Source organism: Bacillus sp. CD3-5 (genome assembly GCF_006349665.1).
Lineage (GTDB): Bacteria > Bacillota > Bacilli > Bacillales > Bacillaceae_G > Bacillus_A > Bacillus_A paranthracis.
This window is the reverse complement of sequence record NZ_VEPX01000010.1, coordinates 1-23127: the sequence shown is the minus strand read 5'-3', so window position 1 is coordinate 23127 and position 23127 is coordinate 1. Positions and strand designations below refer to the sequence as shown.

21 protein-coding genes and 4 pseudogenes are annotated in these 23127 nt (G+C 34.9%); 6 read left to right on the top strand and 19 right to left on the bottom strand.

What is annotated here, in order from left to right:
- Window positions 1-287: 287 nt before the first annotated feature.
- The 8 genes and pseudogenes from FH036_RS18400 to FH036_RS18365 form a co-directional block, all read right to left on the bottom strand.
- The gene (locus FH036_RS18400; RefSeq protein WP_000739940.1) at window positions 288-947 is read right to left on the bottom strand and encodes an S-layer homology domain-containing protein; all 660 of its coding nucleotides are present in this window, start codon (window positions 945-947) and stop codon (window positions 288-290) included.
- A 411-nt stretch (window positions 948-1358) separates the two neighbouring features.
- Window positions 1359-1487: pseudogene (locus tag FH036_RS18395) on the bottom strand (S-layer homology domain-containing protein); the annotation flags it as partial.
- Window positions 1488-1545: 58 nt separating this feature from the next.
- Entirely contained in the window at window positions 1546-2448 is a 903-nt protein-coding gene (locus FH036_RS18390; protein WP_076856150.1) for a DMT family transporter, read from the bottom strand.
- Between the two features lie 95 nt (window positions 2449-2543).
- Window positions 2544-3809 (bottom strand): M48 family metallopeptidase, encoded by a 1266-nt coding sequence (locus tag FH036_RS18385; RefSeq protein WP_139896063.1) that lies wholly within the window; start codon window positions 3807-3809, stop codon window positions 2544-2546.
- Between the two features lie 134 nt (window positions 3810-3943).
- The gene (locus tag FH036_RS18380; protein ID WP_000949422.1) at window positions 3944-4132 is read right to left on the bottom strand and encodes a hypothetical protein; all 189 of its coding nucleotides are present in this window, start codon (window positions 4130-4132) and stop codon (window positions 3944-3946) included.
- A gap of 11 nt (window positions 4133-4143) precedes the next feature.
- Complete coding sequence (locus tag FH036_RS18375) at window positions 4144-4443, bottom strand: hypothetical protein (RefSeq protein ID WP_001006053.1); 300 nt, start codon at window positions 4441-4443, stop codon at window positions 4144-4146.
- 147 nt (window positions 4444-4590) lie between these two features.
- Window positions 4591-4983: a hypothetical protein gene (locus FH036_RS18370; RefSeq protein WP_014481607.1), complete on the bottom strand. Its 393-nt coding sequence runs from the start codon at window positions 4981-4983 to the stop codon at window positions 4591-4593.
- A gap of 1 nt (window position 4984) precedes the next feature.
- Window positions 4985-5839: a CPBP family intramembrane glutamic endopeptidase gene (locus tag FH036_RS18365; protein ID WP_139896062.1), complete on the bottom strand. Its 855-nt coding sequence runs from the start codon at window positions 5837-5839 to the stop codon at window positions 4985-4987.
- A 135-nt stretch (window positions 5840-5974) separates the two neighbouring features.
- Here FH036_RS18365 and FH036_RS18360 point away from each other — a divergent pair, with 135 nt between their 5' ends.
- Window positions 5975-6679, top strand: coding sequence for a response regulator transcription factor (locus FH036_RS18360; protein ID WP_000272698.1), 705 nt, complete (start codon window positions 5975-5977; stop codon window positions 6677-6679).
- A gap of 9 nt (window positions 6680-6688) precedes the next feature.
- A complete protein-coding gene (locus tag FH036_RS18355; RefSeq protein WP_001010469.1) occupies window positions 6689-8431 on the top strand; it encodes a sensor histidine kinase in 1743 nt (580 codons plus the stop codon).
- A 237-nt stretch (window positions 8432-8668) separates the two neighbouring features.
- Here the strand turns inward: FH036_RS18355 and FH036_RS18350 are convergent, their stop codons facing one another.
- Window positions 8669-9571: an AraC family transcriptional regulator gene (locus tag FH036_RS18350; protein ID WP_000446822.1), complete on the bottom strand. Its 903-nt coding sequence runs from the start codon at window positions 9569-9571 to the stop codon at window positions 8669-8671.
- A 137-nt stretch (window positions 9572-9708) separates the two neighbouring features.
- Here FH036_RS18350 and FH036_RS18340 point away from each other — a divergent pair, with 137 nt between their 5' ends.
- Both FH036_RS18340 and FH036_RS18335 read left to right on the top strand, forming a co-directional pair.
- A complete protein-coding gene (locus FH036_RS18340) occupies window positions 9709-10194 on the top strand; it encodes an RNA polymerase sigma factor (protein ID WP_000823999.1) in 486 nt (161 codons plus the stop codon).
- Between the two features lie 5 nt (window positions 10195-10199).
- On the top strand, window positions 10200-11318 hold the full coding sequence (locus tag FH036_RS18335; RefSeq protein WP_139896061.1) for an anti-sigma factor: 1119 nt from the start codon (window positions 10200-10202) through the stop codon (window positions 11316-11318).
- A gap of 39 nt (window positions 11319-11357) precedes the next feature.
- On the opposite strand, the gene FH036_RS18330 is transcribed toward FH036_RS18335, so the two are convergent.
- Window positions 11358-12335, bottom strand: a complete 978-nt coding sequence (locus tag FH036_RS18330; protein WP_139896060.1) for an HD domain-containing protein — start codon at window positions 12333-12335, stop codon at window positions 11358-11360.
- Between the two features lie 358 nt (window positions 12336-12693).
- On the opposite strand from FH036_RS18330, the gene FH036_RS18325 reads away from it, so the two are divergent.
- On the top strand, window positions 12694-13047 hold the full coding sequence (locus FH036_RS18325; protein ID WP_097852187.1) for a DUF5412 family protein: 354 nt from the start codon (window positions 12694-12696) through the stop codon (window positions 13045-13047).
- 41 nt (window positions 13048-13088) lie between these two features.
- On the opposite strand, the gene FH036_RS18320 is transcribed toward FH036_RS18325, so the two are convergent.
- Both FH036_RS18320 and FH036_RS18315 read right to left on the bottom strand, forming a co-directional pair.
- Window positions 13089-14195, bottom strand: a complete 1107-nt coding sequence (locus FH036_RS18320) for a metallophosphoesterase (RefSeq protein WP_070805454.1) — start codon at window positions 14193-14195, stop codon at window positions 13089-13091.
- Between the two features lie 146 nt (window positions 14196-14341).
- Entirely contained in the window at window positions 14342-15259 is a 918-nt protein-coding gene (locus tag FH036_RS18315; protein WP_139896059.1) for an alpha/beta hydrolase, read from the bottom strand.
- A 169-nt stretch (window positions 15260-15428) separates the two neighbouring features.
- Between FH036_RS18315 and FH036_RS18310 the strand changes: the two genes are divergently transcribed.
- A complete protein-coding gene (locus FH036_RS18310; RefSeq protein ID WP_139896058.1) occupies window positions 15429-15974 on the top strand; it encodes a TetR/AcrR family transcriptional regulator in 546 nt (181 codons plus the stop codon).
- Between the two features lie 50 nt (window positions 15975-16024).
- Here FH036_RS18310 and FH036_RS27575 read toward each other — a convergent pair.
- From FH036_RS27575 to FH036_RS18275, 7 genes and pseudogenes are all read right to left on the bottom strand, one after another.
- Window positions 16025-16375, bottom strand: a pseudogene (locus FH036_RS27575) (hypothetical protein); the annotation flags it as partial.
- A gap of 436 nt (window positions 16376-16811) precedes the next feature.
- A pseudogene (locus FH036_RS18305) lies at window positions 16812-17684 on the bottom strand (Rpn family recombination-promoting nuclease/putative transposase).
- 329 nt (window positions 17685-18013) lie between these two features.
- Window positions 18014-19294, bottom strand: a pseudogene (locus FH036_RS18295) (hypothetical protein); the annotation flags it as partial.
- Window positions 19295-19312: 18 nt separating this feature from the next.
- On the bottom strand, window positions 19313-20338 hold the full coding sequence (locus tag FH036_RS18290) for an S-layer homology domain-containing protein (protein ID WP_139896055.1): 1026 nt from the start codon (window positions 20336-20338) through the stop codon (window positions 19313-19315).
- An 89-nt stretch (window positions 20339-20427) separates the two neighbouring features.
- Window positions 20428-20679: a hypothetical protein gene (locus FH036_RS18285; RefSeq protein ID WP_139896054.1), complete on the bottom strand. Its 252-nt coding sequence runs from the start codon at window positions 20677-20679 to the stop codon at window positions 20428-20430.
- Between the two features lie 112 nt (window positions 20680-20791).
- The gene (locus tag FH036_RS18280) at window positions 20792-22324 is read right to left on the bottom strand and encodes a fatty acid--CoA ligase family protein (protein ID WP_001055154.1); all 1533 of its coding nucleotides are present in this window, start codon (window positions 22322-22324) and stop codon (window positions 20792-20794) included.
- Between the two features lie 161 nt (window positions 22325-22485).
- Entirely contained in the window at window positions 22486-22914 is a 429-nt protein-coding gene (locus FH036_RS18275) for a hypothetical protein (protein ID WP_139896053.1), read from the bottom strand.
- Window positions 22915-23127: the final 213 nt, after the last annotated feature.

Here is a 23127-nt window from a genome sequence, read left to right as displayed (position 1 = left end):
GTGTAACAATATAATTTCCATGTGATTTTTGTCTAATTTATGAACTATATTTCACATACTTTTATTTACACTTTATTAATAATAAAGTTACTAAACCGTATATTTAAACAATAAAAAGTCACTTTATTCAATCTCTTCTTATCCAATAAAATTGAAAAACTAAATTACGAATAGAAAATCGATATAATTACAAATAATTTTAAATAAGAAAAAAGCGTGGAATTCCCGCGCTTTTTTTAAAATATATATTATATTGATATAACTTAAACGTCCTTATACTTTAACTTTCATTCATAATCTTCATCTTTTACTGGAAAATAAAAAACAGCTCTATTTAAAAACGTTGCATATTGCTCACGTGTTACAACTTTATTCGGTTCAAATCGCCCATTTCCTGTTCCTACTATGACATGATTAGACTGTAGTGCACTAATCGCATTTTTTGCCCAATGATTATCTGGTACATCTTTAAATGTATGGTTCTTCTTCACCTTAAATGTAAATGCATTCGTAAGAATTTGTGCCATTTCTGCGCGTGTTACTGGTGCAGTTGGTCTAAAGTTTCCTTTTTCATCACCTTTAAAAATACCATGCTCTGTTAATACTAAAATTTCATCTAAAAACATTGTTGCTCTCTCAGAAATATCTTTGTATGGATTTTTTAAAGGTCCTTCCCTTTTCAAATTCAATGTACGATACAGCACTGCTGCTACTTGTTCTCTTGTTACATTATCACCTACACCAAACTTACCATTTCCATACCCTAACATTACTTTATTGTATACTACATCCATTATATCGTCATATGCCCAGTAGTTTACTGGAACATCATCAAACACAATCATTTCTGGATATTCTTCTGCTTTTACGTTGGGAACATTCGTACTAACAAACAAACCACCCATAATAGTTACCGTTGCCATTATACGTAACATGTTCTTCTTCATTGCCCTCTCCCCTTTACCTCCATTTTAAAAAACGGAAAATAATAGACTGAAATCCTTTCCAATATTACATATGTTGCCTTTGCACCATTTATGCAATATATTACATTTAAAAAATCTATTATTGTGAAAATCACTACTAAAGGAGAGCCAATTCGCTCTCAATTTCAATTTTTATACCGAATTGTACGCAAACTAATTTTCTTTCCTGTATTCATGTAAAGGTGTTTCTATAATATAAATATTCTACTTTTTTCAAAAGAAATCCTTCACGTTTTAAGAGTTCATTTTCTAGACAAAAAATGCAATTATATCGACTTAACTACAACATACGACAATAGTAACCTCTCTATTAACAAAAGCTCATAATGAGCGAAAGATACCTCTTCCACAAATTATGAGCTTTCTCTTTATCTATTCCATTTTCGCTGGAGAATTATCAATTGATCTTTGTAAAAACTTTGCAAATTGCCCACGTGTAACGAGCATTTCAGGCTGGAACTTGCCATCTCCCGTTCCTACCGCTACTTTATTAGACTGCAAATTATATTATACAATGAATCTGAAAATTATAAATTCATTTCAACCTAATTATTTACAATTAAGAATATAATTTTTCTTCTACTACTATTTTTTCATCCTTCGTTTTTCGAAAAGTAAATGCCATTCCAACAAATATAAGAACAATTCCTACTATTTGCATACTAGTCGGTCTAAACCCGGTAAAGACTGTATCTAATAGTATTGCAACCGCAGGATCTAAAAACACTAATACAGAAATTAATCTCGTCGATAAATCTCTTAAACTGTCAAAAAATAAGTAATATACAAATCCCGTATGTATAAGACCTGTCGCTGTAATCATCATCCAGTTCATCTCTGTTAACCCTTGAAACTTGCCAAAGTCTACGAATGGTAGCAATAAAAATATACCTAAAAATGTTTGTAAAAATGTCATCGCATATGCGCTCGTATGCTGAATTCCTTTTCCTAGTAAAGTAGTAAAAGCATAAAATAGTGCCGCAAGTAGTGCCCATACCATGCCAGATGACATCAGTTTTTCAAGTGATAGACTTCCATCTACTCCAGCTACTAAAACGGTTCCAATAAAACAAATGACAATGGACAAAACAGCAAACATTGTAAGTCTCTCTTTAAATACGATACTACCAATCATTAATACGATAATGGGTGCTAGATGATAAACTGAAATTGCAATTGTAATCGACATAACTTCAAATGCTTTAAATAGAAATACCCAGTTAAAAACGAGAAATACACCGCATGCTAATATTTGCATGACTTCTTTTTTATTCCATTGCTCACTTTTATATTGTCCTGTTACGAGCCAACATAATGCTAAAAATATTGTCGCACAAATGCAACGAACGAATACTAATTCAAAAGACGGTAAACCTGTTTGAACAGAGAAAAATCCAATTGATCCAAAAATAGACATCGAAAGGATCATTTTTATAGCCGGCATTGATTTTGAATGAAACAAAATATTAACCTCCTAAACATTTCACTGAATATTCCATATATTATACACTATAATTTTCCAAAATTCGAATAACCCAAAAGAAAAGAAGCAGTACACTACTGCTTCTTTTCTTTTTCATATTGTTCAAACGCATGAATTCTTTCAAAAATTGGTGGGTGTGTATATAAGAAAAACTTTACTAAAGCAGGCGGATTTACTTGGCTTAAACTCGTTTTTGATAAATATTGAAACGTCTTTACACCAGATTTCCCGTCTTTCGTCATGTCTAAAGCATATTGATCTGCCGCTCGTTCTTCTATACGAGAAACATAGTTTGTTGCTGGCTGTGATGCAAAAGAGAGTACAGAAGAAATTAAGAAAAATAAAGGTAAAATTGAGAAACATGCTGCTTTTGAAACTTGCAGCGTATCTCCCCATTTTCGAATACACATATTGATAATACGACTAATGAGATACATCCCTATAAACGATAACAATACATAACTCGCAACGCCCCAATATATATGTTTCATAACATAATGCCCCATTTCATGGGCCATTATAAATAAAATCTCTTTATCTTTTAATTGCTTAAGCGTTGTATCCCACATTACAATACGAGCGTTAGGGCCAATTCCTGTTACATATGCATTTAACGCATTCGTTTTCTCTGACATATTTACTTCATACACGTGTTTAGCAGGAATGTCCGCTTTATCTGCTATCGCTAAAATTTTCGTTTCTAATTCCTTATTTTTCAGCGTCGAAAAGTCGTTATAAAGTGGATCAATAACGACAGGCTGTATAAATGTTAAAAAGATTGTAAACGGAACAGAGAGCGCCCATCCAGCTAACCACCATCTCTTTGGGAATTTACGGATAAGCCATAGCAGAACGGTAACTACGATTAACATCGTCGCATAACTCTCCCAAAAACCGATAACATGATCTTTTATCCAGCTTTGTGTACTTTGCGTTGAAATGCCGTAATCAACGGAAACTTTTCGGCTAATCCATTGCATCGGCAAGGCAAGGACTGTTGTAAGTAGTGATAAATAAAAGAAATAAATCGCAACTTGCAGGACACTTATTTTCGTCGTTTCCTTCGACCATTTCTCAAACTTTTTTGAAATACCGAGCACAAGTACAAATAATAAAATAATCCATTCAAGAGGCGTTGCTAAAAAATACAATAAATTTTTCACGCGCGAATAATCTTGGCTTAGCGTAAGCTCTCTTGCATTCATAAACGTTTCTGGATCTGCACTCGTTCCTTTATACATGTCCGGAATCAATTCATGACTCCATCCAAATAAATACCAATATATAAATAACGCAAACCCAACGTACAAAAAAAGCGACCACCCAATAACCTTCCTCACGCTATTCCCTCCTCTATGCTGCCTGTCTATTATTATTGTAAGTTCGTACATGCTAAATTAGAACAAGCTTATTACGCGAATTGCTCGAGAACCCTCTATTTACATAAAAAAACTCTTCTACATAAAGAAGAGTTTTACCTACCTTTAGACACTTTCTTCGGTTCATACTCTGGGATAAGAAACGTACTTACAATCCAACAGATTAAACCAACGCCTTTTATATAGCTTATATATTCATAGTCTTGAAAAAATAAAGTCGTTACAATAAGCGTAAAAAATCCAATTAAAACTAGTACATATCCTATTTGCTTCTTAGATAACATAACGCGCCCCCTTAAGGAAGTACATCCATTAATAAGCTAAAATCTTGTAAAGAAAAAGAACTATATTTTATAATACCTTGTACAGCTAAAAGTAAAATAAGACCAGTCACACACATATAATTAACGCTTTCTTCACTCTTTTTTTCAGCAACTACTCCGCCACTGATACATAGAATCCCTAACAAATGAAGTGCTAAATACATAAAGAAATAAGCTTCCTCCCAGCGAAGAATAACATTAACTGTCGTTATCAGTACTATACTAAGCACAATCAAATAAAAAAACTTATTTGATGATATCGTTTCATTCATATAATTTTATACATCCCTTTCAAATTTAGAATGAATGATGTTTCAAAGCTATAAAGTAAATGATTGTTTTCATACTATAAAGTGAAACTTTAATCAGTGGGGGTTTTCTTCATCCCCCACTGATTATTAGTTGAACCAATCGGACTTTTATGGGCAGTTGATCCCCCACCTAAATTCTTTGCTTTCGCTGCATTTTGAGTTGGGGATCTTACTGCCCATTAAAGTGGGGTAAAACAAAAGGAAAGCCACTATTACTTTCTCGAATATTTTATGAATCCACATATACTTCTCTTCATTTTTTCTGAAGATGCGCTTCATCATTTCTTCTACAATTAGACCAAATAGTAGTAAAACTCCTAACACAATGAGAAGAGAAATAATATTTTCTTTTACATGCGTACTAGAAAATAAGTAATACTCCGGAAACACAATCGTATCTACTACAGGTTGCAGCCAATGACAAACGCTTTTATCACACATATCTGTAATAGACGTAGCATCTATAATGTCTTTCAATATTTTTTCAATCGTCTTCTTCATCTCATTTACTCCCCACTACGTCTGAAAAGCTTTTTTCCGGCTCTACATATATAGCTGGCATTTCTTTATTCCAATATTTGCGGTTAACAAATAAAAAGATGAGTACTAAGTTTAATCCCGTTATAAAAATAATCAGCCCTGGAAAGAACGTCGTATAATTTGAGAAATCTGCCAAACTCATTATCTCTTCTTTATTTATTAGAAAAGAGACGCCGATTACAAGTGCATTGTTTAACATATGAATAGCAATTGGCATGAGTAAACTATTCGTACGAATATATACGATTGATAGTACAACGCTAAATACTACTGCGCCTAGAAAATCAACATGTAACAACGCAAACAACATCGCTACTACAATGATCGCTATACTCGTTCCCCATTTTGCCGCAAAGCGTTGCAGTAAAAATCCCCGAAAAACAAATTCACCAATAATTGGTGCGATAAATACGACCATAATAACTTGATATACATATCCCCCTGTGCTATCAATAACCGGTTCACGTAATGCGTTCATAATAAATTCCGGTGTAATCCATGCAAAACTATACATGTACAAAATAAGATATCCATAACTAAACACGGCTAACATAAGTGCAATGTATAAAACTTGCACCAGGTTAAATGTTTCATTTCTATTAATAAATAATGAAAATGCAACACGGTGTTTTTTATAATCAAAATAAATCCACGTAATCGGCAGGATATAGAATATAAGAATATTTATAAAAGTAGAATTTTGCATATGAAATGTATTTTCTATCAATTCATTACTGGCTCTTGCAACTACAGTTAATAGTGCAAATACAATTAAAAAATATCTAGCTCGCATCGTTTGAAACGGATTCACACTCATCTCCTCCCCTATGTTACTTTTATCATATCATTTGATTCTTAATTTTTTGAGAAAGAAAACCTTAAAATTTCCTTAAAAATTCCATAAGTTACCGAAAGATGATATGATATTCGAGGAAATTAGGAGGGATTTTTTATGTATGAAGCAAATATTTTGCTCGTTGATGATGAAACAGCAATTTTACAATTACTAACTACCATTCTTGAAAAGGAAGGTTTTTCTCATATTACAACTGCAACATCAGCTGAAATGGCTTTATCTCTTACTCAGCAAAACGATTACGATTTAATTATTTTAGATGTCATGCTTCCTGGACAATCTGGATTTGATATTTGTCCAATCATTCGCCAAAAAACAGATTGCCCTATCTTCTTCCTCACAGCTAAAACATCTGATTTAGATAAAATATCTGGATTTTCACACGGTGCAGATGATTATATTACGAAGCCATTTAACCCACTTGAAGTGGTAGCTCGTATGAAAGCACAACTCCGAAGACATATGAAGCAAGTCATGCCACACGAACAAAAAGCACACGCTAGTTCATTTGGCAGATTTGAAATTGATCGATATTCCGCAGAGCTTACAGTAAATGGGCGTGTTGTCGAATGTTCCGCCCAGCTATTTCAGCTATTACTCTTCTTTTGCGAGAATCCGAACTACGTATTTTCAAAAGAAGAAATATACGAGAAAGTTTGGGGAGCACCTGCCTACAATGGCGATGACAATACCGTTATGGTCCACATTCGAAAACTACGTGAAAAAATCGAACAAGACCCAAGTAAACCAGAATATATAAAAACCGTTCGCGGGCTTGGCTATAAGTTCATTACAAAGTAGGGTGACGATATGAACTTTAATAAACGACTTATTATCCAGTTTATCATGCAACACGTATTTGTTTTAGTTACATTACTGATTGCTGTAGTAGCTGCATTCACGTATTTAATTTTTCTTGTTACGAGTACTTCATACGAACCGAACATTCCAGATGCTGAAAATTTTATGATTGCAAGATACATTTCTTCAGAAGATGGCGATATTTCGGTGAAAGCTGAAGTAAAAGACTTAATTAAAGAGAAAAATGATTGGATTCAAGTTGTAGAGGAAAACGGAAAAGTTCTCTATCACTTTAATACACCTAGTGACGTACCGACATCTTATACGAAAGCATCTTTATTCTCGTATATACAGAATCACATAGAAAGTCCTTATACATTTACATATTGGGAAATTGAATTAGAAGAAAAAAACGTACTTGTTATTTACGGTGGTATGTTAAAAAGCAATGCATTACTAAAAACAATCCAGAAAACGCACCCTTCTGTATCTACAGATTCGTTCACATTAACAGAAGAAGAAAAACAGTTACTTTCTAAAGAAAAAGCAACACTTCAAGTTTTTAATAGCGTTGGCGAAGAAGTATTCTCCTATCCAAACGGAAAGAAAAAAACATTTTCTGTTATACAAGCCGCTCTTAGCGAAAAAGAGCCGTGGAATCATAAGGAAAACACGTCTAGCTTTTATGACACAAATAGCAATCATCTTCTCGTTGTAACTGCCAAAAATGAGTACTACTACCCAGATGATGAAATAGACGATGTATTTGCTAAAAAGTTTCTAATCGGATGTGGATTAATCCTTCTTATCGTATTTGTTTATTTAGTCATTCTTTCTATTTGGTACGGTAATAAATTTGGAAAACCGTTATTACATGCGATGCGCTGGCTTAAAAACATAGCTGGTGGAAAGTACGAAGAGCCTGTTAGTAAAAAAGGAAAACCTATCAGGTTCAGGAAATCTGGTAAAGAAAAATGGTCATTCCGCTTATTTAGTGATGTTACAAATTCACTAGAGCACCTTTCTATTACACTCAAAAAAAATGATGCGATGAGGCAAGTACTGCAGCAAACTCGTGAAGAATGGATTACCGGTCTCACCCATGACTTAAAAACACCACTTAGCTCTATATATGGCTACGCATTATTACTAGAATCAAAACAGTATAACTGGACTGATCGTGACATTCAGCAATTCGGCAGCGTTATGAAAGAGAAATCTCAATATATGACCACATTAATTGATGACTTAAGCTTAACGTATCAATTAAAAAATAACAGTCTTCCTGCGCAGCATGTAAACATTGAAATGAATCAATTCGTCCAAAAAGTATTATTACAATTCATTAATAATCCGACACTTCAAAATCAAAATATTGAATTCGTACCAAGCTCAAACAAAATTCAATATTTCATTGAAGAAAAATGGTTCCAGCGTATTATCGAAAACTTACTCGTAAACGCGGTAAAACATAATAATGAAACGACTAATGTCATCGTAAAACTTTCGCAAAACGCTACTTCATTCACACTATCTATTTCAGATAATGGAAAAGGAATGGATGATAAAACGAAAGAACTTCTATTTGAGCGATATTACAGAGGAACAAATACGGAAGAAAGCAACATCGGAACGGGACTTGGCCTCGCTATTACAAAGCAGCTCGTTCATGCTCATAACGGAACGATTTCCATCGATAGCGAACTAGGAAAAGGAACAACGATTATACTTGTGTTTCCGTTTCGTTCATAGAAAAGGCGCTATGTGGCGTCTTTTCTTTTTTCTTGGGAGTCAGTAATTGAAATTATATCGGCGATTTTCTGAATATATCGGCGCAACTCGAATTATATCAGCGATTTTTCAAATATATCAGCGCAACTCAAAATATATCAGCGATTTTCAAGATATATCGACTTACCGACAAAAATCGGCATATACCGCAACCTATATGATAAAAGCGAACCACTCAGTGGCTCGCTTTTCTTTCTATTATTTCTTCTTCACCGGTATCCAAAGCTCTACTTGAGCGAACTCACTTTTATCTTCGTGACAACGCTCATCGTATAATTCAAACTCTGTAACGCCGCAATGTTCATAGCCTGAATGCGGGAACCATTCTGAGAAAACAGCATTCCACGTTTGGTGAATAGACGATACCATTTCTTCATGAGGAACTTTCGGCGTTGTAAACACAGCATATGTCGCTGCTGGGAACGTACGCTTTGCAATTTCATTTGGTACATTTTCAAAGTCTGTAACTTCCATTCCAATAATGTACGTGAAGTCCCCTGTTTCTAAATTAAAATCAGTACATAATCCAAGCTCTACCCATTGGCTCGTATCTTTACGATTCGGAATTGTCGTTCCAAGATCTTTTTGTAAATATTCTTGCCAAAATGCTGGGATGTCTTGATGGTTTTTCCCTTCTTTACTTGTCGTCTTCAGTTCATAACCTGCCACTAAAAATTCTGGTTTATTTACAATACGATATTCCATTTGTATGCCTCCTAAATACGGATTTAATTTTCTTTGCTTTACATTCACGCTGTAATACATCGGTGTTTCTATTTCTTGCTTTCGATATTCACTCGGTGTCATTTGAAATAATTTTTTAAAGGCTCTCGTGAACGTTTCGTGAGATTGAAAGCCATGTTCAAATGCGATATCAATAATTTTTTCATCCGTATGAGAAAGTTGATAAGCTGCCCGGGCTAACCTCCTCTTCCGAACATACTCCATTACCGTATCACCTACTAACGCTTGGAATACACGATGAAAATGCGACTCAGAAAAACCTGCAATGCGAGCTAACTTACGCAGCGTCTGTTTTTCCATTACATCTTCCTCGATATAATCAATGGACCTTTGAATTTGTGTTTCATAGCTTTCCATCTCTGTTCACCCGCCTTATATGTATTATGATAAAAGAGAATCCTATCCAATTCTTGACGTTTTTTACTATAATTCCATAAAAAATTGTAACTTTTTTATATGTTTTTCGTTGTTATGTATGAAGGGAGGGAAATGTAGTGAAACGTAAACAATCATTAGAAGAAATTTACTCAGAACATATGCAAGATTTATTTCGCTATCTTCTCTCCCTAACCGGAGATTCCCATTTTGCTGAAGATCTCATGCAGGAAACCTTTTACCGCATGCTCGTCCATATTGACTATTACAAAGGAGAAGAAATTAGGCCGTGGTTATTTACAATTGCCTACAACGCCTTTATCGATTGGTATCGAAAAGAAAAAAGATATAAAACGACGACAATTACAGAATTCCATTTACCGAACGTACCAAGTACAGAGCACTCTTATTTTGTAAAACATGAGATTGCTAGTTGGTTAGACAATTTATCTTCTCTTCCCCTTGAAAGACGAAATGTCCTGTTACTACGAGATTACTACGGATTCTCATATAAAGAAATAGCAGAAATGACTGGTCTCTCACTAGCGAAGGTGAAAATTGAATTACACCGAGGACGAAAAGAAACGAAAAGCATAAAGGAGTGATATGGATGGGTTGTATAGAATTTAAAAAACTATGGGATAAGTATGAAAACGGAACGCTTACGCAGGATGAACAAGAAAAGTTAGAAAGTCATATCGAGACTTGCGAAGAGTGTGAAGTATATTTGGATGAATTGCTTGCGAAGAGTGAACCGATAAAGAAAAGACTACCACCACAAAATTTGAAAGTCCCGTTTTGGAAAATAAAATGGAAACAGCGTTGGCAAACCGTTAGTTTTTTCCTTGCCGTTTGTATAGCAATCTATTTTGTTGGTCATTTTTCATCTGCTTTTTACTTCTATAATATGAAAAAATTAACTGAAGTAGATGAAATTCCAGCACTCGCACTAGAAGCAACCATTCCAAATAGTCGTTCCGCTGGAGGTAGTACGAAGGTTAAACCCTTTTTCCGTACAGAAACTGAAATGAATTTATTTAAAACGGTCGGCAAAAAAGAATTTCCAATTGGGACAGTAGCAACGCGTAGTTTCTTATCATCTGTAACTGTCAAAAATAAATCATGGGAAAACAAACCCTATTCCAAAAAACTTTCCTTTGTTCATCCAAAAATCAAGGAAGAAGCTTCTTTGAAAGAATCATCTAAAAAAGTTTGGGATACACTTGGAAAGATACATGAGGGTACCGTTGCAGAATTAGCGATATCTTTCGATAAAGTTTACACTTTACAAGAAGTCGAATCCATTCTATATAGCGCATTTGAAGCACAAGAAATGCCGCCTTCTCCTTTATGGTACGCCTTAGACACGGGACAAGAGAGAATAGATGAAGAAGATTTCATCCTAAGTGGCGGAGAAATTATAGGATTTTCAGAACATATAAATCTCCCTAATAATGAAGAAATACGACCGAAGACAAAAGAAGATGAAGTAATCGAAATGATGCGTATTCTTTCTGAGCATAAAGAAACTGTAAGTAAAACTACTCAGACTTCTGAAAAAGAGCTGAACTTAGATAAGCGTTATGAGTATATAAAAGAGAACGGTGTAAAAGTATACGGGATCGTCATTACCGGACCGTCGAAAGAGTTATTAAAATTACAAAACTCGCCTCACGTTCGTTATGCGACTCTTGGAGATATTGAGGTTTGGAATTGGTTTGATCAGTGATGTGAAAAAGTAGAGCATCACTCCTAGATGCTCTACTTTTTAATCCGAAATCACTTTCACATACATCCCTCTCACTGCTTTTTCATAAGCGACCTCACTCATCTTCCTTATGTTTTTTGAAACAACAGACGAGTAAATAACTTCACCTGCACGAAGTAACGGCGGATCAATAAGACGTACTTTATTTTTCTGATACAAATCATAATCGTTTTTATCTTCTTTTACTTTTACATTCGGATGGACCTTGCTTAATAAAACATGTACTTCTGGATCATTACATTGCTGCAATTTCAAAATAAGCTCATCATCTTCAAGAAGGAAATCATCTGCATGAATAACCTTTTTATGAAGAGCTAACTTTAACGTTTTCGCTAACATATCGTTTCCGTAAATATTCATTGGTTTCATAAAGAAATCAATTACTTCTTTGTAATACGTTTCTGTAAACCATTCTGCCATTTCGACACTTTGAACAACCATTTTCCCATCTACAGCGATGACATCTTCTAAAAAACTGTGAACTTCTTCTAAAGAAACATACCCATATGTATACATATCTCGTAATGTATAATCCACTCTGTCTGCGCATAATTCTGGTGCTGACCTCTCGAGTAACGTCCATTTCGAATCATCTAACAAAATATCTTCATAGTTATAACCATACTTCGCAAGAATCGCTGGAATTTCTGAGTTTTTCACAACAGAACTAAATATCTCTTCATGATAACTTTCATTTCTATTATCAAAAACGTAATCAATCACATGAGAAAAAGCAGTATGTGATACGTCATGCAGTAAACCTGCAATTTGTTCTTCTACTGAACCACCGAGTTTCTTCACTAACAACATAACGCCAACTGAATGATCAAAGCGCGTTACATTCCATTCCTTGTTCACTAAATAACTTGCGCCAGTTTGATGAATACCTTTAAGTCTTTGCACAGACTTACTTAAAATTAATTCTTCTAACACTTGATCCACTTCAAGTTCTCCGTATAGTACATCTGATATGATCAATTGTAATCCCCCTTTATTTCAACCTCGTCTTATAATCGTACCTCTTTTATGAAATTGACACCAAAATAAATAATAAATCTTAATATATTGATATTAAATTACTAATGTTGTATATTATACATGTCTGTTATTTGTTTTAATTCATTTGTTTTTATTGAGCGCTCCTTATGTGGAGCCTTTTTTTATTGAAAAAATAAAGAACCTCATTCAAATCAAGCACGAGAAAGGATTCGTTTACATCGTGAACAGGACGTTAAAAATAGGAACATACATATTCTAGTTCAAAAAGGATAATATTGTTAGTTTCATTCTTTTTTGATTTAATACATATATAGCTATTAAGGGAAAGAGGGGAAACATGAAAAAGATTTTCTTTACCATTCTATTAATCATTATTGTATTAATTAGTTTAGGATATTGGAAATTCTTCACTTTATCTGGGCTTTCAGGCGGTGAAAAGATTCAATCCATACACTCACCAGATAAAACGTATACGTTACATATATACAGGCATAATGGCGGAGCAACAACTAGCTATGCTATAAGAGGAGAGCTTGTAACAAATAATAAAAAGTTTATGAACAAGAAAAATATATACTGGAATTATCGTGAAGAAACTGCAACCGTCAAATGGTTAGACGATCATACATTGATGATTAATAAACATAAATTAAATGTAGAAACGGACACATATGATTTTAGAAAAAACTAAAGAAAAAAGGACCAACTGTTATTAGCTGGCCCTCTATCCTACTATTCAAACGTAACCTCCACCCGCACAATCTCCGACCTACTTCCAAGTCTAAGCGGTGGTCCCCAAAATCCGAAACCAGAAGAAACAATTGCGTGGAATGCACCTTTTTGTACGTATCCCCAGTCTAGTTCGTACATTCTTCTCGTTACAATATGGTTTGGTGCCATTTGTCCGCGGTGCGTGTGACCGGATAATAGTAAATCTACGCCAGCATCCGCTGCTTGTTTTAACTCAAAGGGTTGGTGATCCATTGCGATAACTGGCATCGTTTTATCTACCGTACTCATAAGATTTTCAAAACTTTGGCGGTCTCGTTCTGTTTTATCTCTTCTTCCAACGAGATAAAAGGCATCTTCAATGGTAATCACTTCATCTAACAAAATACGAATATCGATCTTATCCATCTCTTGTAAAAATTCTGGAACTGCTCGTCCGTAATATTCGTGATTTCCTAACACACCATATACGCCTAGTGGAGCTGTCATTTGTTTCATAATATGTCCCATATTTTTTTGAATGAACACACCTGGATGATCATCGATAATATCACCTGGCAGTAAAATAATATCAGGCTCCATTTCATTTACATGACGAACAAGCCTTTTCAAATGCGAAACGCCAGATAATTTACCGAAATGCATATCAGAAGCCATCGCAATGCGTAAACTTTTACGTCCCTCTACTTTTTTCGGGATGTGCACCTCGTACTTTCTAACTACTGGGCTATATGCGTTGAATACTCCGTACGCAAAGATAAAAATAAATGCAGCTAATACAGCCGCTCCTGTCCAAATAATTGCCGCTTCTTTCTCTACTGAAAACTGTAAAAGAAAGACTGTAATATTTGCTAACGGCAATAACATAAGCGCGTATTGTATAACCGCAAACCAAATTGAACCTATCGTTCGTAGGAAAGGCAAAAACTTAAACACTTGCACGAGAATGTACGCATACGAAATGAAGCCAACTATGAAAGCGTAATATCCCCAAGACTCCCAGCCAAATACCGCATGAAGCCAAACCCAGCCGTTCCAGCCAATGTAAAACATAAGTAATGTGTATATAATTAATATCGTAAATATATTGAGATAACGAAGATTCTTCACAACTAGCCTCCTTATTCATTTCTTCTATTATATCTTGTTATGCACTTATAGCGTAAATAATAAGCACAGCAATCTTCACAATAAAAACCTCTAACTGCTAGATGCAAACCTAACAATTAGAGGTGCAATTCAAAATAACATTACTTTTACAGATTTTCGTTATAGAAGCTTGTTAATTTTTCAACCGCAATTTTTACTGGTTCTGGCTGATCATATAAATCGTAGTGACTCGCGCCTTCCACAACAAGTAAATCTTTCTTCTCTGAAGCTGCTTTCTCATAAAGCTCATGACCATCTTTATAAGAACCGAATGCACCTTGCTTGCTGCCAACAATAATTTGCAGCGGCTGCGTTAATAACGCATCTGCTAAATGGAACGCATCAAAACCAATTACCGATCCCATACTCGTAAAGTTTAATTTGTTTGGAGAGTTCACACTTTGACCTCGCGGCGTTGTGTAATACTCAACTGCTTCTACAATATCTATATCCGTCATACCTGCTGCCGCTAACTCTTCCTGATTTTTAGGAATCCAATTTGTAATCATTACCTCTGCTCCACATGCTTCAGCAGTACGTTGTTTACCAATTGCCTCTAACACACCAATCGGGTTAGACTCACGATTTAAACGACCGATATTTGCACCAACAACTGTACCAACCGCTTTAATGCGGCGCTCTATCATCGCAGCATTTACCGCATAACCACCGCCTGCACAAACACCTAACACACCGATACGTTCTTCATCTATATAAGATAGAGTCGTTACATAATCTACTGCTGAGCGAATATCCTCAACTCGCGCAGCTGGCTCTTCCATATATCTCGGTGCACCTTCACTTTCCCCTTGATACGACGCATCAAACGCAAGTGTTACATACCCTTGTTCTGCTAACTTTTCCGCATACAATCCTGCTGTTTGATTTTTACAGCTACTACCTGGATGCACACAAACAATCGCTGGATTTTGTTTCTTTTCCTCAGCACCTTCGGGAATGTTCAAAATGCCTGCAACTTGTAAACCTCTTGCATAAAATCGTACATCTTTCTTCGTAACTGCCATATATAAAACCACCTTTATCTCATTTTTAATATTACACTTGTGAGAGTTATTACTCACGTGTATATTTATAATAAAGCGAGCAACCACTTGTTTCAATGACCATATTTACGCATTTGGGTCATAATACACACATACAGAAATATGTGTATCAACAACGGAGGAACACCCTATGGAGAAAATCGATCGAAGAATTATAAAATCACAAAACGCCATTCAATCGGCATTTATAGAAATGTTAATTACAGATGGTTTCGACGAAATTACAGTAAAAAACATTGCCGAAAAAGCAAACATCGGGCGAAAAACTTTTTACTTACACTATCTAGATAAGTACAATTTATTAGATAAAATTGTGGACGATCATTTAGACCAATTAAAAGAAATATGCTATGAGAAACAAAACAAAGGGTTTATAGAAGGAACGATCATATGGTTTGAATACTTCAAAGAACACAAACCATTTTTCGCGGCGTTATTTAAAAGTAACAGCACATTATCGTTTCAAAAAAAGTTATTAACTTTCATCATGGGTGAAATAGAGAAAAAGTTAAACACAAACACATCAATAAATAAAAACATCGATAAACACATCATTTTAAAATTTTTAGGAACGGCTGTAATGGGCATTTTAGAATCTTACGTGTTAAACGAAATTGATAGTGATGTTGAGTGTGTTGCGACGCAAGTTGGGGAGTTGATGAAGAGGAATATATAACGGTTATGAAAAAGCGTACCCAGATTGTTGAGTGCGCTTTTTTTATCATCTCATATATTAATTGTATCAACATAATACAGCCTATCATCCATCTGAAAATACATAACAGATCCGCGGCTATAATAAGCAACAAATTGAATCGGTTCTCCTAATTCATTACGAAGATTCACATCATGCACATGATTATTATTTAAATCATAAACAACCAACTTTTTATCTTAAGTAATGAACACTACTTTATCTTGAGCAACCGCAAAACTTTCCGACCATATTTCCATAGTTACCTTTATTTCATTCCACGACATATGAAATTTTTTATCTTTCATTTGAACTAAAGGATATTCTGAATAATAGAGCCAAACGTCTCCATCTAGCATATTTATTGCATAACAATCAACTATATAAGATATTTATAAAAAAGAAAAGCTGATATCAGCTCTTCTTTCTACAATTTATTTTTCATTTAATTTTCACCATCCATTTCCTCTGCTGTCTCAGATGAAAATTCTTTTAGGTTTTTTCAATATCTCTAGTTTTTTCTTCATATAAATATCCCTTTTTACTAAAAAAGATGTTTTAAGCTCCCCTATAGGAATATATTTCTCCAATACTATTTGTCATCATAGAGTGTAAATGAATTAGCGGGGAGTTGTTGTGTAAAATTAGAAGTATTGAGTTGTTCTATTGGTTCTTGAGATGTTTGTTTCATGTGTCGTTTTTCAAATGCTAATGTCTTCGTGCGTTCTACACCATTGACAAGATCTTTCACTTTCGTAAAGAGGGATGTAAAAATGTCGTTAAATCAACACTTTTACATCCCTTATTTTCATAACTCTTTTAGACTTGTAAAATGTTTCGTATTTCTTCTATGCGTAAATTTGTAAACTTTGCAATATCTTCTATCAACATTCCATTTTTACTCATACCACGAATGAGTTGTATTTTCCCCTCTTCAATCCCTTCCTTACGGGCATGTGCATACTTTGCTGCCTCATCCATCAGAGCTTTTTCCCTTGCTTCATACGCTTGTCGAAAAGAAGAATCTTGACTCATACGTTCCCATTTATTCATTGCTTTTTGTAAAATCGGATCTTGGTTCATTGCAATATCCTCCAATGTTTGGGTTAATTGTTCATCTTCATTCGCTGGGAGTAATAATAACCAACGAACAAATGAATCCTCCCAGGGATTTACTTGTTCATTCCGCCACTGTTGCATAAGTTTTGGAAGCTCTACAATATGAACTTCAATATCATCACTCAATACTTTCTGTTGCTGTTGATTCCATAGGATTCCTATTGTATGGAATGCTTCATATTTAAGAAACATAACGAAATTCAACAAATTAATCGTGATGGTTTTCCGAAGAGAACTATACGGCATTCCCTTTTGAAGTTGGGATGTGTATAACCTTCCCCAGTAATACAAACTGCGCTTAATCATGTTGTGAGCATTATTCAACTGAATTTCAATATTTACTTTCGTACCTGTATCTAATGTAACTAAAATATCTAATATCGATAATTTATCTTCTTCATGTTCTCAATGCAAATGTGGATCTTCTAATTGTAACGCAACAATTGGCGATTTTAAAGAATCTCGTAACATTGCGTTTAAAAAAGCAATTAGAATGTCTTCATTTCCACTTGTACCAAATAATTGTTTAAAAGCGAAATCAATTCGTAAATTTACTAATTGTTGATTGGACATGGGTTTTCCTCTCCCCATCTCATAAGATGCTTTTCTTTTATTGTACATAAAACAGTGATACACATGCAAACGGGTTCTTATGTAAATATATAAGAGCCTGTTTATAGCAACATACAATAAAAAATCAGATTATAGAAGTAATAAGTTATTCAAAATTAAAAAGTGTATCCCAAAATCAAACTATTTGTTTAGATTTTGAAATACACCGAATCGACTTTACTTTTCTTTTTCAAAAATTCCAGCTAAAAACAAACTAATTCCTAAAAAAACGAATATCACTATATTAATTTTGTAACCCAAGAGCGACATATATGAAGTAAAACTTATTAGAATGTTGCCTCTATAGATTTTGTTTCTTTTCCATTCTCTACAACTTTCACACTTGTACGGTTACCAAATCCATCATATGTGTATGATTTAGTTGTTCCGTTTGGTAGTGCTTCATTTAATAATTGGTTAATCGGGTCATATACAAAGTTTGTTTCTGTTACTTTTCCGCCCGCACCTTCATGTTTAATTTTCGTACGGTTACCTGCTTGGTCATATTCATATCGTTCAGAAAGTAGAATACTGTTTGATGTACCTACTACTAGGTCTTTAATTTTGTTCGCATGGTCATAGTTAAAGGTAGAACCTGAACCATTACCAGCTGTATACGTACGAACATTTCCTTGATCGTCATAATCAAATCGATACGTTTGCGAGCCGTCTGTCACACGAATGTTTTGATCTAACGTGTTGTAGTCATACGATACTTTATTTGTGTATCCACCTTGCGTTACTGTTTGTTCTTTTAGTTTTTCTGTCTTACTGTTTGCTTTGTCATGATACGCCCAATCAATTTTTCCGCCTCGGCTATCCGTTGCACTTGTGACACGGTCAGCCTTATCGTATGTTTTCGTGCGTTCTACACCATTGACATGGTCTTTCACTTTCGTAACTTGTCCATTTGGATCACGTTCGAATGTAAATGAATCTTTTCCGTTGCGCTTTTCACCAACGACACGATCTGCTGTATCATATACAGATTCTAGAATAGAGCCGTTTGGCATTTTTGTTTTAATCTTGTTTGCATTTTCATCGTACGTATTTTCAATACGACGGTTTAACGCATCGATATATACTGTATTTTTATTATCTACATCATATTCATATTTGTGTGTTTGCGTTTTCCCACCAAACATGACAGATTTCTCTGTTGTGTTTCCATTATGATCATAACGATAATTTACAGAAGTACCATTTTTCAATGTAACTTTTGTTAATAGATTATCTTTATTGTAATCATATAGTTTTGTATTTCCTTTTTCATCTGTTTCGCTCTTTTTATTTCCTGATGCATCATATGTGAATGTATTCTTCTGGCCTTCTTCATCATACGTCGCAACAACATTTCCGTCGTTGTCATACTCGTTTTTAATAAGAGCGTTTCCTTCTAGTAAACGAATATTATCAAACCAAACTTTTCCTTTATTCTCTCTTCTAAATTGAAATAAAGTATTCCCCCTTATCCAAAGAGGCAATACTTTATCTACCTCTATCCCATTAATGAATCTCACAACAAAAAGGCACACAACCCATTCACAAAAGTGACCGTTGTGCGCCTTTATTTTCTCACTCTATTTCATTTATTTCTTCAACTTATCCGCCTTCGCAATAAATTGTGCTGCTTCCGCACGGCTTACCGCTTTATCTGGAGCCCAGCCATTATCTGTTCCAACTGAAATATTTTCTTGAATTAAAACATTGGCATACTTTGCACCCCAATGATTTTTTAAGTCAGCAAATTCTTTTGGTAGTTTTATATTTTCATTTCTTTCTAATTTATATGCATTTACTAACATAGAAGCCATTGATGCACGGTTAATTAACCCGCTTGGATTAAAGTTCCCCTTCTCATCACCTTTTACAATACCTGCTTTTTCAACTGCTGCGATGTATGGTGTAGCCCAGTGATTTTGCGCATCAGGGAATGATGGCTTTGCATCTTTCTTAATTTCTAAACCTAAAACAGTTGCTAATATTTTCGCAGCTGAGCCACGATCGATATTTTCAGCCGGAGCAAATGTACCATCTGGCTTACCGTGCACTGCTTCTTTATCTACTAAATATTGAACTGATTCTTGTGCCCAAGCTGGTACATCAGAGAATTTAGGCTTCTGTTCAATTGCACTCGCATCGATTTCAAACTGTACTTGATATGTATGATCATATTTAATTGCTGGAATTAATATATGCATTTGCATATTATATTTTTTCGAAAACTCATCAATTTCAAATTGAACAACTTTCGTACCGTTATTTGCTTTATCTTCGGAAATTACTTTTACATCATGGAATGTCCCTATTTTATTTGGATTTTCTACTCTAAGATACTGAAAATAGCTACTATCTTGAACTGTTAACGTAACGATTTTTTTATCACCTTGAATCGTTACTTTTGGATTTTTTAAATATGTAGATGCAACTGATGTGTCATTCGTTTGATCTTTATAAGTCTTTAAAATAACGTCATATGTACCATCTGCTAGTTTGCTAGCTGCTTTCATTTCTACTGCCGCTTCTGCTTTCGCAATCGGTGCCATAATACCACTGAATGGAACTGCTAAAGTTGCTGCTATAACGAACGCATTAACATATTTTTTCTTAATCATTATCAACATGACCTCTCTCTTTATATGATTATGCCCAACATAACCATCATATTGATAATGATTATCAATGTCAAATAAAAATAATACTATTATTTCCTACATAAGTACGCTTTCCGCTCATTTTTAAAAAGTAAATAATGCGCTGTATGAACTTTCCTTTCCAAATAATCGATAGAATACGTGCTCGATGGATCCACTAAATCACCTATCGCTCCTGAAAGATGATCAATGACTTGCTGCAAAACCTCTAAGTTTTTCTTCTCACTTTCAGCATTCATTTCATCCATAATGTCACAAATAAGATACTGCACTCGCCGTAAACGTAATTCCTTCTGTTCCACTTATATCTCCTCCTTATTAGTCATATTACGGTTTAAATATATGGCACCATAGCTTAACCAATACTAAAAAATAGAAAGGCAACCATCTTCATAAAGATGGTTGCCCCTATATTTAAACTTGCATCGCTTTTTCTCTTAAAGCTCTTCTCAGCAACTTACCTGTCGTATTCTTCGGCAGTTCTGTTAAAAATTCAATACTCTTTGGTACTTTATATTTCGCTAAATGTAACGCACAGTAATGCATCAGTTCTTCTTCTGTTACGTTCGTTTGTTTCAGAACGACGTACGCTCTCACTGCTTCTCCTAAGTTTTCATCAGGAACACCGATTACGACCACTTCCGCCACTGATTCGTGCATGTACAATACTTCCTCTACTTCACGAGGGTATACGTTATAACCGCCAACTAAGACGATATCCTTTTTACGGTCAACGATATAGAAGTAACCTTCTTCATCCATTTTCGCTAAGTCTCCTGTATACAACCAGCCGTCTTTCAATGTCGCTGCTGTATCTTCTGGTGCGTTATAGTATCCTTTCATAACGTTAGGTCCGCGCACAATTAATTCCCCAACTGCACCAACAGGTACTTCTTCCCCAAGTTCATTTACAATTTTATTTTCTACATGCCAAATATTTGTACCGATTGATCCTGGTTTACGCGGACGATCGAGTGGGTTAAAACAAGTCACTGGTGATGCTTCTGATAAACCGTATCCTTCTGAAACGATAACACCAAAACGTTTTTCAAAGTTTTGCAGAAGAGCAACAGGCATGGATGCACCACCTGAAATGCAAAGGCGAAGCGTCTTCACATCTTCTGCGCTTGCTTCTTCGAATAAATATAAATAATTATACATTGTCGGTACACCGGCAAAAATCGTCGGTTCGTACGTGCGGCAAATACGGAATACTTCTTTCGGGCTAAATTTCGGTAACATCAAAATCGTTGCCCCGTTCACAATCGGTGCATTGACCGCCACTGTTAAACAGAATACGTGGAACATTGGCAGTGCCGCAACGACGCGATCATTAGCCGTATATTGTAAATACGACGCCACATCACTCGCATTACTATATAAATTTTTATGCGTTAACATAGCGCCTTTCGGTTTTCCAGTCGTGCCTGAAGTGTACAGAATAACCGCTACATCTTCTTCATCTAACTCTGGGCCTTCGTAAGTTACATCTCCAGCCCCTATCATTCTAGTAAACGTTTTCATTTTTTCAGTTTCTGTATGGTTAAAATCTGATGAGGTTTCGCATATGATGATGTTTTCAAGTGAAGGAAGTCTTGTTGTAAGAGATTGTATAACAGGTAGAAGGACGTCGAGTACGATGATTGTTTTTACATCTCCATTTTGTAAAATGTAATGCATTTCGTCTGCTGTATAAATTGGATTAACTGGAATAACAGTTGCTCCAGCTTTCATTGTTCCGTATAAACCGACCAAAAAATGTGGTGAGTTTCCAACAACTAATGCGACATTGTCCCCTTTTCCAATGCCCATCGCTGCTAAATTGCTAGAAAACCTTGTGACCATTTTGTTTAATTGGTCATACGAGACCGACTGATCCATAAATATATAAGCCGGTTTATCCCCCTTCTTTTTCGCCGTTTCAGCCAAAGATTGAACGAGATTCACACAAACCCCACCTTTATAAAATTTAGAATATTTAAAAATTCTAAATTAATTATATTAAAAGAAAATTAAAGTGGCAAGTGTTATTCCATTAACTGCATATAAACAGATCACCTCCTCTTCATTTACTTTGGAAGGATAAGGGAATTTTATTTACAAGTAATTTATGAAACTAGACCAAAAATCATTTTAGGATAATATGCACTCATCTTTTCTCTAAGTTTAGTAAGTTCCTCTTTATTTAACGTCGTATGCTCTCCAAACAAGTTAATCGCGTCCGCTCCATCTTCATGAAAATACACCGTAACATATAATGTCGGTAACCCTGCATTGTCTTCATCTATTGAAAAGACGACATCTGGTGTCTTATTAACAGTGCTGAATGTTTCATTTCTTTTCCACTTCTTATTTTGAAACATGTCTTGTATTTCCTGTATCTTTCGTCTGTTATCTGTATGTGTAAAATATATGACATTATCCTCCGCTGGTTTTCCAATAGATAAAAGTGTGCGACTTGAAGACGTTTCATCGTTACAGGCTGTCATTCCGATGACGAAGCTGAGTAGTAATACAACGTATATTACCCTCTTCATTTCAATCCGCCTCCTTTTGAATATATATATGCCTTAACGAGGGGCAAATGTCTTGTGATTTTATGGTGAATGAAATTATATCGGCGATTTTTCAGATATATCAGCGCAACTCAATTTATATCAGCGATTTTCCAAATATATCGATGATGTATAAAAGTATGTGTAAACATTTTTAGGCAAAAAATAAGGCAAAGTACCCCCTAGGTTTATCCA